Source organism: Nocardiopsis listeri NBRC 13360, assembly GCF_001570765.1.
Classification (GTDB): domain Bacteria; phylum Actinomycetota; class Actinomycetes; order Streptosporangiales; family Streptosporangiaceae; genus Nocardiopsis; species Nocardiopsis listeri.
In genome coordinates this window covers 20,696-33,604 of the sequence record NZ_BCSH01000051.1, presented here as the reverse complement: position 1 = coordinate 33,604, position 12,909 = coordinate 20,696, and the positions used below count along the sequence as shown (strand labels likewise).

Annotated in this window: 12 protein-coding genes; 7 read left to right on the top strand and 5 right to left on the bottom strand. The window is 69.4% G+C overall.

Features of this window, described 5'->3' with window-relative positions:
* The first annotated feature begins 90 nt into the window (after positions 1 to 90).
* From NLI01S_RS16650 to NLI01S_RS16630, 5 genes are all read left to right on the top strand, one after another.
* Entirely contained in the window at positions 91 to 993 is a 903-nt protein-coding gene (locus NLI01S_RS16650) for an ACP S-malonyltransferase (RefSeq protein WP_067605473.1), read from the top strand.
* Positions 994 to 995: 2 nt separating this feature from the next.
* A complete protein-coding gene (locus tag NLI01S_RS16645) occupies positions 996 to 1,952 on the top strand; it encodes a beta-ketoacyl-ACP synthase III (protein ID WP_067605468.1) in 957 nt (318 codons plus the stop codon).
* A gap of 70 nt (positions 1,953 to 2,022) precedes the next feature.
* Entirely contained in the window at positions 2,023 to 2,262 is a 240-nt protein-coding gene (locus tag NLI01S_RS16640) for an acyl carrier protein (RefSeq protein ID WP_067605459.1), read from the top strand.
* Between the two features lie 126 nt (positions 2,263 to 2,388).
* Complete coding sequence (gene fabF, locus NLI01S_RS16635) at positions 2,389 to 3,627, top strand: beta-ketoacyl-ACP synthase II (RefSeq protein ID WP_067605457.1); 1,239 nt, start codon at positions 2,389 to 2,391, stop codon at positions 3,625 to 3,627.
* A 181-nt stretch (positions 3,628 to 3,808) separates the two neighbouring features.
* A complete protein-coding gene (locus tag NLI01S_RS16630) occupies positions 3,809 to 4,972 on the top strand; it encodes an EAL domain-containing protein (protein WP_067605455.1) in 1,164 nt (387 codons plus the stop codon).
* A 67-nt stretch (positions 4,973 to 5,039) separates the two neighbouring features.
* Here NLI01S_RS16630 and NLI01S_RS16625 read toward each other — a convergent pair whose 3' ends face one another.
* Complete coding sequence (locus NLI01S_RS16625) at positions 5,040 to 5,981, bottom strand: SGNH/GDSL hydrolase family protein (protein ID WP_190318492.1); 942 nt, start codon at positions 5,979 to 5,981, stop codon at positions 5,040 to 5,042.
* 689 nt (positions 5,982 to 6,670) lie between these two features.
* On the opposite strand from NLI01S_RS16625, the gene NLI01S_RS16620 reads away from it, so the two are divergent.
* Together NLI01S_RS16620 and NLI01S_RS16615 are read left to right on the top strand one after the other, a co-directional pair.
* On the top strand, positions 6,671 to 8,983 hold the full coding sequence (locus tag NLI01S_RS16620; RefSeq protein ID WP_067605453.1) for a hypothetical protein: 2,313 nt from the start codon (positions 6,671 to 6,673) through the stop codon (positions 8,981 to 8,983).
* Positions 8,984 to 9,145: 162 nt separating this feature from the next.
* Positions 9,146 to 9,889, top strand: a complete 744-nt coding sequence (locus NLI01S_RS16615; RefSeq protein WP_371850616.1) for a DUF2470 domain-containing protein — start codon at positions 9,146 to 9,148, stop codon at positions 9,887 to 9,889.
* A gap of 87 nt (positions 9,890 to 9,976) precedes the next feature.
* Here NLI01S_RS16615 and NLI01S_RS16610 read toward each other — a convergent pair whose 3' ends face one another.
* From NLI01S_RS16610 to sufC, 4 genes are read right to left on the bottom strand one after another with little or no spacing between them, the layout of a single operon-like run.
* Positions 9,977 to 10,354, bottom strand: a complete 378-nt coding sequence (locus NLI01S_RS16610; protein WP_067605450.1) for a metal-sulfur cluster assembly factor — start codon at positions 10,352 to 10,354, stop codon at positions 9,977 to 9,979.
* Entirely contained in the window at positions 10,355 to 10,831 is a 477-nt protein-coding gene (gene sufU / locus NLI01S_RS16605) for a Fe-S cluster assembly sulfur transfer protein SufU (protein ID WP_067605448.1), read from the bottom strand.
* Between the two features lie 21 nt (positions 10,832 to 10,852).
* Positions 10,853 to 12,136 (bottom strand): cysteine desulfurase, encoded by a 1,284-nt coding sequence (locus tag NLI01S_RS16600; protein ID WP_067605446.1) that lies wholly within the window; start codon positions 12,134 to 12,136, stop codon positions 10,853 to 10,855.
* A 3-nt stretch (positions 12,137 to 12,139) separates the two neighbouring features.
* Entirely contained in the window at positions 12,140 to 12,901 is a 762-nt protein-coding gene (sufC, locus tag NLI01S_RS16595) for a Fe-S cluster assembly ATPase SufC (protein ID WP_067605444.1), read from the bottom strand.
* Positions 12,902 to 12,909: the final 8 nt, after the last annotated feature.

The following is a 12,909-nucleotide window of genomic DNA, read 5'->3' as shown; positions in this document are numbered from 1 at the left end:
GGCAAGGTTGATGTCGTGCTTGTAATCGTTGCTCCCGGCCAAGGCGCCCAGGTCCCCGGTTTCCTCTCCCCGTGGCTCGAACTTCCCGGCATGGCCGAGACGTTCGCCTCGTGGTCGGAGGTGGCCGGGCTCGACCTCGTGCACTACGGCACCACCGCGGACGCGGACGAGATCCGTGACACCGCCGTGGCCCAGCCGCTCCTGGTCGCCGCGGGACTGGCCACCGCCAACGCCATGCTCGGACAGTTGTCGACGCCCGAGGCGCCGCTGCCCGCCGACCCGTCCTATGTGGACGCCGTCGCCGGTCACAGCGTCGGCGAGTTCACCGCCGCCGCGATCACCGGCGTGCTCTCCCCCAAGGAGGCGTTGGCGCTGGTGGCCGAACGCGGTCGTGGCATGGCCGACGCCGCCGCCCGCACCGAGACCGGCATGACCGCGGTCCTGGGCGGTGTACGCGAGGACGTCCTGGCCGCGATCGAGGCCGCGGGGCTGACCCCCGCCAACGACAACGGTTCCGGGCAGATCGTGGCCGCGGGCACCACCGAGCAGTTGGCCTCCTTCGCGCAGAACCCGCCCCACCGCGCCCGCACGCGTGCACTGTCGGTCGCGGGGGCCTTCCACACCGAGCACATGGCCCCGGCCGTGGAACGGGTCCGTGAGGCCGCCGCCAGGACGAGTCCGTCCGACCCCACCGTGCGTCTGCTCTCCAACGCCGACGGCGCCGTGGTCGAGAGCGGCGCGGAGTACCTGGACCGTCTGGTCTCACAGATCTCCTCCCCGGTCCGTTGGGACGCCTGCACGCAGACCCTCGCCGATCTCGGCGTGACCGCCCTCATCGAGCTCACCCCCGCCGGCACCCTCACCGGGCTGGCCAAGCGTGGCCTGCGCGGTATCGAGCTCCTCGCGGTGAAGACCCCCGACGACCTCGAACGCGCCGGCACCCTCATCAAGGAGCACGCGGGCGTTTCCGCGGACTCCCGGCAGGAAGGCTGATCATGTTCAACGTCCCGAGCACGCCCGGTGGCGCCGCGATCCGCTCCTTCGGCGAGTTCCAGCCCTCCAACGTGGTCACCAACGCCGACCTGGCCGAACGCGTCGAGACCAGCGACGAGTGGATCCAGAGCCGGGTGGGGATCCAGGAGCGACGGGTCGCCGGCCCCGAGGACACCGTCCTGAGCATGGCCGTGGCCGCCGGTGGCAAGGCCTTGGCCTCCAGCGGCCTGTCCCCCGAGGACATCGACCTGGTGATCGTGGCGACCTGCACCGTGCAGGACCAGATCCCCAACACCGCGGCGAGCGTCGCCGCCCGGCTCGGCATCGTCGCTCCGGGCGCGTTCGACGTCAACGCCGCCTGCGCGGGCTTTTGCTACGCGATCGGGTTGGCCTCGGACAGCGTCCGGGCCGGCAGCTCCCGCAACGTGCTGGTGATCGGCTCCGAGAAGCTCAGCGACTGGGTGGACTGGGACGATCGTTCCACCTGTGTGATCTTCGCCGACGGCGCCGGCGCCGCGGTGGTCTCGGCCTCCGAGGAGCACGGCATCGGCCCCGTGGTGTGGGGTTCCTCCGGCGAGCGCGCCGAAACGATCTTCCTGCGTGAGGGCAAGTACCTCTACCAGGAGGGGCAGGCCGTCTTCCGGTGGACCACCACCGAGTTGTACAAGGTCGCCCTGGAGGCGTTGGAGCGGGCGGGCGTGGAGCCCTCCGAACTGACCGCCTTCGTCCCCCATCAGGCCAACCTGCGGATCGTCGAGTCGATCGCACGCAAACTGGGAGCTCCCCAGGCACGCGTGGCACGCGATATCGTCACCGCCGGCAACACCTCCTCCGCGTCGATCCCACTCGCGCTCTCGCGCATGGTCGGCAGGGGGGAACTGCCGTCGGGGAGCATCGTGCTCACCCTCGGTTTCGGAGCGGGTCTGGTCTACGCCGCTCAGGTGATCCGTATCCCCTGAGGAACGGATCCACCTCTGCGCACGCGGGGCCGTTCCCCGACATCGAACGTCGAACAAGGAGAAACAAGACATGGCTCTCAGCGAGCAGGAGATCCTGGCCGGCCTCGGCGAGATCATCGAGGAGATCGTCGGCACCGAGCCCTCCGAGGTCACGCCCGAGAAGAACTTCGTGGACGACCTGGACATCGACTCGCTGTCCATGGTGGAGATCGCCGTCGCCGCCCAGGACAAGTTCGGCGTGGAGATCCCCGACGACCAGCTCAAGGACCTCAAGACGGTCCAGGACGTCGTGAACTTCATCCAGAAGTAGCCTCATCGGGCCGCCGGCGCACACCCCGTCCCGGCGGCCCCGCCCTCATCCGGGGGCAGACCAGACCTCATCCGCAACGCCTCTCGGCCCCGGCCGGGAACGACCCACGAGAAGGGCGATCGGATCATGCCTAAGACCGATGTCGTCGTCACCGGCCTCGGCGCCACCACCCCCCTGGGGGGTGACGTAGCGACCACATGGTCCGCGCTCCTCGATGGCCTCTCCGGCATCAGCACCCTGCCGGAGGAGTGGCACGACAAGCTCCCGGTGCACTTCGCCGGGCAGATCGCGCAGGAGCCCTCCGAGAAGCTGCCGCGGCCCCGGCTGCGGCGTCTGGACCGCACCCAGCAGTTCGCGCTCATCGCCGCCCAGGAGGCCTGGGACCACGCCGGCGCGCCCGAGGTCGACCCCCTGCGTCTGGGTGTGGTCGTCTCCAGCGGGATCGGCGGCATCCTCACCATCCTGGAGCAGTACGACACCTTCCGTGAGAAGGGCTGGAAGCGGGTCTCCCCGTTCACCGTGCCCATGCTCATGCCCAACAGCCCCGCGGCCGCCGTCGCCCTGGAGTTCACCGCGCGCGCCGGAGCCCACGCCCCGGTCAGTGCCTGCGCCTCCAGCGCCGAGGCCATCGCCAACGCGGTCGACATGATCCGTGCCGGGCGGGCCGACATCGTCATCGCGGGCGGGACCGAAGCGGCCATCCACCCGCTGAACATCGCCTCCTTCGCCTCCATGCGCGCACTGTCCACCCGCAACGAGGACCCGCAGGGCGCCTCCCGCCCCTGGGACGCCCAGCGAGACGGCTTCGTCATGGGCGAGGGCGCAGGCATCCTCGTACTGGAGTCCGCGGAGCACGCCGCCAAGCGCGGCGCGAAGGTGTACGCGCACGCCTCCGGTGTGGGCTACACCGACGACGCCCACGACATCGTCATGCCCGACCCTGAGGGCGCCGGGCAGGCCCGCGCCATCACACAGGCGCTGACCGACGCCGACCTGAAGCCGAGCGACATCGTGCACGTCAACGCGCACGCCACGTCCACCCCGGCCGGTGACGTCGGTGAGACCCGGGCGATCCGCGCGGCCCTGGGCGACTCCGCCGCCGACCAGGTCGCGGTCACCTCCACCAAGTCCATGACCGGTCACTTGCTGGGCGGCGCCGGCGCGGTGGAGTCGATCGCCACGATCCTGGCGTTGCACGAGGGTCGGATCCCCCCGACCATCAACATCACCGAGCTGGACCCCGACGTGGCCGTGGACATCGTCCGCGACAAGCCGCGGGACATGCCGACCGGTGACGTGGCCGCCATCAACGAGTCCTTCGGGTTCGGCGGGCACAACATCGCGGTGGCCTTCCGCCGCGCCTGATCCGCGCGGGCGGGCGACCGTTCCATCCATACTGTGGGCGTCACTCTCGGTGGCGCCCACAGTCGTGTTCGCGAACCTTTGCCGACCGAGTGTGAACAACCGGCACCGTCCGGCTCAAGAACGGCTGAACAGGTGGGCACAGGGCTTCAGGTCCGCCCTCTCCGCGGGCCACCATGGTGGTGTGTCCACCCTGCACTCCCAACACATACTCCCGGCCCCCGGTGCGCCCGAGCCGGTGTCGAAGAAGCGCCGGGGACCGACCTTCCGCCCCATAGTGGACCTGGACTCCGGCGCGGTGGTGGCCGTGGAGGTCGTCGCCCCGGTACCGGAGGGTCTGGGTCGCCCGAACGGGTCCGGCCGCGAGGCCGCGCTCGTCGCCGAGTGGCTGTCGGCGCTGGTGCGCTCCGTGGGTGGAACCGAGAGCCTACTGCCGTTGGTGCTTCCGCTGCCGTCGGTGGCGTTGGCCGATGGCGGGGGTCTTCCCGCGATGGCCGAGAGCGCGTTGCGGCGGGCGGGTCGACGTCCGCGCGACGTCACCCTCATGCTCACCCCCGACCTGGTGGACCTGCCCAGGGACATCGTGATGGCCGGGGTCTCGGGGTTGCGTTCGGTGGGGTTCCGGTGCGGTTTCGGTACCGGGATGGCCCGACCGGACATGGTGTTGGAGGCACTCCCCTTCCTCATCCGGTTGGATCCGAAGCTGGTGGCGGGGATCGACTCCGACCAGCGCCACAGCGGCATCGTCGAGGGTCTGTCCCGGATCGGTCGCAGCAGCGGCGTGTACGCGCTCGGCGCGGGGGTGACCCGGGCCGAGGAGATCATGCGCCTGCGTGAGTGCGGGGTGCGCCTGGGCAGTGGAACGTTCTTCACCGACCCCGGTTGGCGTCCGGGCGAGAAGGTGACGCCCGTACCCGAACCCGCGGCCACCACCCTGGGCGACACCGACGCCGGGCCCCGGGTCACCGAGTTCATGGTGCCGCCGCTGGACTTCGACTCCGAGTCGACCGGCGAGCACGTGCTGGAGGCGTTCACCGCCGACGCCGCCCTCAACAGCGTGGTCCTGATCGATCACCGGGAGCGGCCCACCGGGGTGATCGACCGGACCCGGTTCCTGCTGTCGGTGACCGGACGCTATGGGCACGCGCTGCACGCCAAACGCCCGGCCCTGCGCCTGGCGGAGTCACCGCGAACGGTACCGGCGTGGATGTCGGCGATCGAGGCGTTGCGTGTGGCGGGTCAGGACCGCGAACGGGTCTACGACGACCTCATCGTGACCAATCCCTACGGCCAGTGCCTGGGAGTGGTACGCGTCAGCGACCTGATCCAGTCCCTGTCCCGACGGTGAACCCCGACCCGGAGAACGCGACGGCCACCCCGCCGAACGCGTACGGGGTGGCCGAGGCGAGGGACGCTCACCTGGAGGGCTCGGGTCCTTTGGTCCCCGACGGGCTGCTGGTGGGCAGCGAGTCACCGGCCGGGTAGCCGTTGTAGTGGGTGTCGGCGCCGGCCTCGCGCAGCTGTCGGCGCAGCCGCTCTCGGGTCTCCTCGTCGTGCAGGTATTCCAGTTCGGGCCGGCGGGCCATCCGTCCGTCTCCGGAGGAGCGACCCATGGCGCGGCGACGCAGCCACGGTACGAGGTACTGACGCGCCCAGCGACGACCCTCCCGGCGTCGCAGGATCCGCGGGAGCTGCTGGGGCGGGGTGGACCACGGGTCCGTCCAGGACTCGGGCGGGCCCATCGGGAACCCGAGCAGGTCGGCCACGCGGGCCGCGACGATCTGGTGACCGGCGCCGTTGGGGTGCAGCCGGTCGTCGCTCCAGGCACGAGAGTCGTTGAGGGCGTTGAGCGCCCACAGGTCGATGATCTCGGTACCGGTACGTTCGGCGACCGCGCGCATGTGCATGCTGAACACCGCGATGCGTCCGCGGTACAGGCGCAGGACCGGGATCCACCCGGTGTCGTGGCCGGCCAGGATCACCACGCGGATGCCCTCGTCGCGCAGCCGACGTACCCCCCACTCGAAGTGTTCGGCGAGTTCGTCCGGGTCGTGACCGGGCCGCAGCACGTCGTTGCCGCCCGCCAGCACGGTGACCAGGTCGGGCTTCCACTCCAGCGCTCGGTCGAGTTGTTCACCGAAGATGTGCTGCATCCGTCGACCACGAACACCGAGGTTGGCGTACCGGAAGTCCGGGGACAGAGTGCCCAGGTGTTCGGCGAGGCGGTCCGCGAAACCCCGGTAGGTACCGCCCGGCCCACTGTCGTCTTCCATCCCCTCGGTGATGCTGTCACCGATGGCCACGTAGGACCGGATGAGTTCCGGTCTGTCCGTGGCATCGGTGGCAGGGGGATTCATCTCAAGGTCTGTCACGTCAACCAATCATCCGGATCGACCGTTCCACGCCTGCCGAGCACCGGGGTGCGCGGAAACGGAAGTCTTGGTGGGGCGCGGTGTGCCGCCGGCCCGTGTCGTCCAAGCACCGTGGCCCCGGGGGCGGTTGCGGCCACCCGGCCGAAGTGGGCGCTTCGGGCGAGAACAGTGCCCATCCAGCATACCCGTGTCCGACATTCACGTGTGGGCTTCGGTTTGGCCGATACCTGCCGGCACACCCCGTGTCCAGGGCACCTCGGTACACCGTTCACGTACGAACGGTCCGGCCATCCGTCGGCCACTGCTCTCGGAACAACGTCCGATACGCCGGAGAAGAGCCACACACCATATATGAGGTAACTCACACTCCCTGTCACGGTTTCGTCATGGAACTTCGGCGCCACAGCGATCACACACCGTGGCGAAACCGCGCCGGAGACCGATGAAACGGATCGGGGCTACCCTTGTGCCCTCCGGCCACGTACGATCGCGTCAAGTACTCCCGGCACCCCCGCCCCTCGGTCCACCGTTTCCTCTCATGGCAGGGCCGGAGCGTTCTCAAGGGCCTGTCCCTCTGATGGTCCGAGGCGCGTACTGTGGTGCATCGAACCGAAGGCCCGTGCGGTTCCTCCTCAATTCACGAGCAGACACCAGGAGGTCGAGGTCCCCAGCGGATGAACGCCGTCTCTCCGATCTGCCTCGTCGACCTCGCACCCGCCCTGCGCTGGTCGAGGTCTCCGGACGTGGCATCCCTGCTCAGACACGACCGGCTGATCGACGGTTGGTGGCACTCCCTGCCCATCACCCGCGTTCTGGACATCGCCGGCCCGCCCTGGTTGGCCCAAGGCCTGGCCCGGCTCGCGGTCGAGCAGTGGGACCACGTACCCCTGTTGGAATTCCTGCCCAGCCTGCGCGGCCAGGCGGTGGACTGCGCCGAACTCTCCGAACCCGTACGCGGAGCTGTCACGACCACCGCCGGCAACTGGGACAAACTCGTCTCGGCCACCCCTCGCGAGATCCTCGAGTGGGAACCGACCCAGTGCGGTGTCCTCGACATCGTCAGCACCGTCGCCTGGCGTGCCCTACAGCCGTGCTGCGAGCTTCCCGGCGGGCCCACGCCCTCCCCGGCGCTGATGCTGGAGGCCGTGCGCACCATCACGCACTGGCTTCCCGAGTCCGCGCCCGATCACGTGCGCAACGCGCTCGACTACCTCGACGCGGCCACCGGCGCGCACGACGCCCCCGGCTCCTCGGTGAACGGGCCCGACCCGGCACCGCCCCAGTCCCCGGCCACGCGGGCCATCCGCACCCTGCGGGCCCTACGCGCCCAGCGCGAGGAGGGCAGGCCGGACACCGACGACGTCCCCGCGGGAATGGCGCCCACCCCGAGCTCCGCCCCGCCGCCCTCGCCGACTCCGCTGGGCGGCATGGTGAGTTCGGCCGCGATGATCCCCGGTGACGCCGCCGAGGACGCCCCTGAACACCCCGAGTCGCAGGACGATGTGGGCGATCTTCGTTCGCAGTTCCGCAGTTCCCTGCTGGGTCCGGGCCGTACCCTGCGTCGTCCCAGCTTCAGCCGTCCCAAGCTGCGCCCCGAACAGCCCGAGGAACGTCCGGCCCCCGCGCTGGGGCAGCACCCCCTGGTGGACGCGGTCGAGGAGATGTTCCGCTCCTGGCCCGACCTGGAGCGGACGGTGGCCGCCGAACGGCTCTTCGCCACCGACCCCATCAGCATCCGGGTGCTCTCCGAGCAGATCGCGGTGGACGTCACCGAGATCCGCGGCGCCCAGCGCAAGGTGGAGGAGCGGCTGTTGCAGTGGCTCTCCTCCCCCGAGGGCGCCACCATCACCAAACACCTGCGCGAGCTGTCCGAGCAGTTGGGTTCGGCGACCACCATCGACCGACTCATCAACGCGCACCCGGACCACCCGGTGGACGTGCCCACCCTGCACACTCCGCTGTGGCGGGTGATCATCACCCTGTTCACCGACCGCCGCATGCACAGCGGCTGGCTCATCGCCGACGATCCCAACCGGCTGCGCCGGCAGACCCGAGAGATGCTCGATGACGCACCCGACCTGACCGAGGCCGGCATCCGGCTGGGTCGAATCGGTATCCGCCAGCAGGAACTGCGCGCGTGGTTGCTGAGCACCCCGGGCGTGAACCTGCGCGAGGGCCGGGTCCTGGTGGACACCTCCGTGCCCATGGAGGCTCCGAGCGGCGGTCACTCCCCCGAGGGTTCGGGCACCACCGAGAACGGCCTGCCGATCCGGCGCCGCTTGGAGACCGCCCCGGACTCCCCCATGGAGGCCCCCACACCGGCCCACGGGTACAGACCCGACTCGGGTACGTTCCCACAGGTGGCGCCACCACCCGCACCGATGGCACCGCACCTCGGACAGCAGCCTCGGTCTCCGATGGCGCCCCCGGCGCCGATCCGTCATGGCGCGAGCGAACCCGCGATGTCGGCCCGCTGCTTCCGTGCCCCGGACGGGCGTTGGTGGCACCGCATCGACGTCACCGCTGACCATCTCAACGGCGCACCGGTGGCCGTGCCCGCCGGGTACGCCACGCACCTGGGGCTGCAACCCGGTCGTCTGTTGTGTCTGACCGCGCCCGGAGCGGACCTGCTGGTTCTGGTCTGGCGCGATCAGCCTGCCTTCGACTCGTTGCGTCCGTTGCTCCGTAGGCAGGCCGCCCAGCCCGGCGACCGCATCTTCATCACGGTCTCCGGTGACAGGTTGGACGCGCGCAAGCTCCCGGTGAGCGACCTGAGCGGTCACTCCCCCTATGCTCGGGCCCTGCACCTGATCGGCTACACCGCACCGGCCGCCACGGACGAGGCGCTCAAGATCCTCTCCCGCAGGATCACCGACAGCGGCGATGAGTCGCTGGCCGCCCCGCAGGCCCTGTTGGACGTGCTGTCCCTGCGCGGTGACGAGGACATCGCCGGGGAGCTGCGTTCGGGCATGTTCGCCACGCACTGACACCCCCCGTCGACCGCACGAGGCCCACGGACCGGACCCCTTCCGGCCGTGGGCCTTCGTCGTGTGCGGCGTCTTCGCACCTCTTTTTCACCGTCCCCGACGTGACAGGACACCCCGAAGGGATATAGGTTAGCCTTACCTAAGAGAGCTGAGGTGATCCTGGTGTTCACGCACACCCTGGCGCCGACCCCCGCCGAAAGCGCCCGTTCGGTCCTGGCGCGCCCCAACCCCGCCACCGTCACGACCTCCGACGTCTCCCTGCACCTGACCGGCCCCGCCTGCCACACCGGCGCCGATGGGGAGATCACCCTGCTCGTGCCGGACCAACACCGGGTATTGAACGAGATCGACGCCGACGGACTCGAAGCCACCATCGAGTTCACCGACACCGCCCCCGTCGACCTGCGCGACCGGACCCGTTCCCTGCTGTGGATCAACGGCGATCTGAGCCTGCCCCCCGCCGCGGAGGCCCGCGACCGCGCCCTGGCCGTGCTGGAGGGGGAACCCGACGAACGCCTCCTCGACCTGGGCCACGGGCGCACCATGATCGTCCTGCGGCCCCACCTGGTGGTGTACTCCGACCACGATGGCTGTCACCTGCTGGAGCCGGCGGAGTTCACCTCCCTGAGCCCCGCCCCCTTCGACCGCTGGGAGGGACCATGGCTCCGCCACCTGGAGCAGGACCACGGCGACCTGCTCGAAGCGGTCGTCCAGCACTGCCCCGTACCGCTGCCCGACGGCCGCCCTCGTCCCCTGGGCGTGGACCGCTACGGCCTGCGCCTGCGCCTGGAGAGCCCCGGGGGCGACCACGACGTGCGCATCCCCTTCCGTCGCCCGGCGCGCACCGCGCACGAGGTCGCCCACCAGGTCCAGGAACTGGCCCGTCTTCCCCTCCACCACTGCTGAACGCATCGACCCCCGGGCGGCCCCTCACGCGCACGACGACGGGCCGGGTCCCCGAAGGGTCCCGGCCCGCTCGCACGTCCGCTCAGGTCAGACGTTGAATCCCAGCATGCGCAGCTGATCCCGGCCATCGTCGGTGATCTTGTCCGGACCCCACGGCGGCATCCAGACCCAATTGATCTTGACGTCACGCTCGAACTCGTCCAGGGCGCTGTTGGTCTGATCCTCGATGACGTCGGTCAACGGGCAGGCAGCGCTGGTCAGGGTCATGTCCAGGGTGATCGACTTGTCGTCGGCGTTCACCCCGTACAACAGCCCCAGGTCGACGATGTTCACCCCGAGCTCGGGGTCGATCACGTCCTTGAGGGCCTCACCGATCTCCTCGGCCAGCTCCTCCTGCTCAGGAGTGAGCGGAGCGGCCTCGGCCTTCTCGGCGGTCTCGGTCGTCGTGCTGTCGTTCTCGCTCATTCAGGCGCCTTCCTTCTCGAAGGACTGCGACACCGCGTCCTTCCAGGCCATCCACCCCAGCAGGGCGCACTTGATCCGGGCCGGGTACTTGGACACGCCGACGAACGCCACGGCGTCCTCCAGCACGTCCTCGTCGGGTTCACCCTTGCCCTTGGACTGCATCAACTCCGTGAAGGCTTCCAGGGTACGCATCCCCTCGGCCACCGACTTCCCGATGAGGAGATCGGTCAGCACCGAGGTGCTGGCCTGGCTGATCGAACAGCCCATTCCCTCATAGGAGACGTCGCTGACCGTCGCCTCATCGTCCAGTCCCGCACCTTCGGAGGCAGGGGTCAACGCCACACGGAGCGTCACCTCGTCCCCACAGGTGGGGTTGATGTGATGCGCCTCGGCGTCGTGCGGATCCCGCAGCCCTTTGTGGTGCGGGTTCCGGTAGTGGTCCAGGATGATCTCCTGGTACATCGCGTCCAGCTGCATGGTCAGGCAGAATCCTCGTTGCTAGGCCCGGGTTCCGAAGAACCTCTGGGCGGCCCGGATGGCCTCCGCGAGCGCTTCCACGTCCTCCAACGTGTTGTAGAGGTAGAAGGACGCGCGCGTGGTCGCGACGATACCGAGCTTGCGGTGCAGCGGCCAGGCGCAGTGGTGACCCACCCGCACCTCGACCCCCCGGTCGTCCAGAACCTGGCCCAGGTCGTGCGGGTGGATGTCCTCCACCACGAACGACACCGCGCCGCCCCGGTCCACGGCCTCCGTGGGACCGACGATCCGTACGCCCTCGATCGCGCCGACCAGCTTGAGCGCGTACTCGGTGAGTTCGTGCTCGTGCGCGGCGACCCGGTCCATGCCCACCTTCGACAGGTAGTCACAGGCCGCGGCCAGACCGACGGCCTGCGGGGCCATCGGCACACCGGCCTCGAATCGCTGGGGCGCGTCGGCCCAGGTGGAGTGGGTCATGTGCACCACGCCGATCATCGAACCACCGCTGATGAACGGTGGCATGGCGGCGAGGAGCTCCCGGCGCCCCCAGAGCACACCGATCCCGTTGGGACCGAGCATCTTGTGTCCGGAGAAGGCCAGGAAGTCCACGTCCAACGCCGCGACGTCGACCGGCATGTGCGGCACCGACTGGCAGGCGTCCAGCAACACCAGGGCACCGACCTCACGGGCCCGAGCCGTGATGGTGTCGACGGGGTTGACCGTGCCCACCACGTTGGACTGGTGCGCGAACGCCACCAGCTTCGTGCGCTCGTTGACCAACTCGTTCAGGTCCGACAGGTCCAGACGACCCTCGTCGGTCACCGAGAACCAGCGCAGCGTCGCACCGGTGCGCTGACACAGCTGCTGCCAGGGCACCAGATTGGCGTGGTGCTCCATCTCGGTGACGACGATCTCGTCGCCCGGACCCACCTGGAACCTTCGGAGGTCGTCCTCGGCCGTGGCGGCGTTGCTCATCGCGTACGCGACGAGGTTGACCGCCTCGGTGGCGTTCTTGGTGAACACCACCTCGTCGGAGTCGGCCCCGATGAACGACGCGATGGTCTCTCGGGCCGACTCGTAGGCGTCGGTGGCCTCCTCCGCGAGCTGGTGCGCTCCCCGGTGCACCGCCGCGTTGTGGCGTTCGTAGAACTCACGCTCGGCGTCCAGTACCTGCCGGGGTTTTTGCGAGGTAGCCCCGGAGTCGAGGTACACCAACGGGCGCTCGTCACGGACGGTCCGGGAGAGGATCGGGAAGTCCTCCCGGATCGCCGCGACGTCGAGCGGTCCCAGCTCGCGTTCACTCATGTGCTACGCGCCCGCCTTCACGAAACGCTCGTAGCCCTCGGACTCCAGGACCTGCGCCAGCTCGGAGCCGCCGGACTCGGCGATGCGCCCCTCGGCGAAGACGTGCACGAAGTCGGGCTTGACGTAGTTCAGGATGCGGGTGTAGTGCGTGATGAGCATGACACCCAGGTCGTTCTCGTTCTGGGCGCGGTTGATGCCCTCGGAGACGATCTTGAGCGCGTCGACGTCCAGGCCGGAGTCGGTCTCGTCCAGGATGGCGACCTTCGGCTTGAGCAGCTCCAGCTGGAGGATCTCGTGCCGCTTCTTCTCACCACCGGAGAAACCCTCGTTGACGCCGCGGGCGGCGAAGGAGGAGTCGATGGCCAGGTTCTTCATGGCGCCCTGCAGTTCCTTGGAGAACTGACGGAGCTTGGGAGCCTCGCCGCGCATGGAGGTGACGGAGCTGCGCAGGAAGTTGGACATGGACACGCCCGGAACCTCGACCGGGTACTGCATGGCCAGGAACATGCCGGCGCGGGCCCGCTCGTCGACCTCCATGTCGAGGACGCTCTCACCGTCGAGGAGGACCTCGCCTTCGGTGATCTCGTAGCGCGGGTGACCGGCGATCGCGTAGGCGAGGGTGGACTTGCCGGAGCCGTTGGGGCCCATGATGGCGTGGGTCTCACCGGAGTTGACGGTCAGGTCAACGCCCTTGAGGATCTCGCGACGCTCGTCCTCACCGATGAGGACGTCGGCGCGCAGACCGCGGATTTCGAACTTCGTCATTTCAGGCC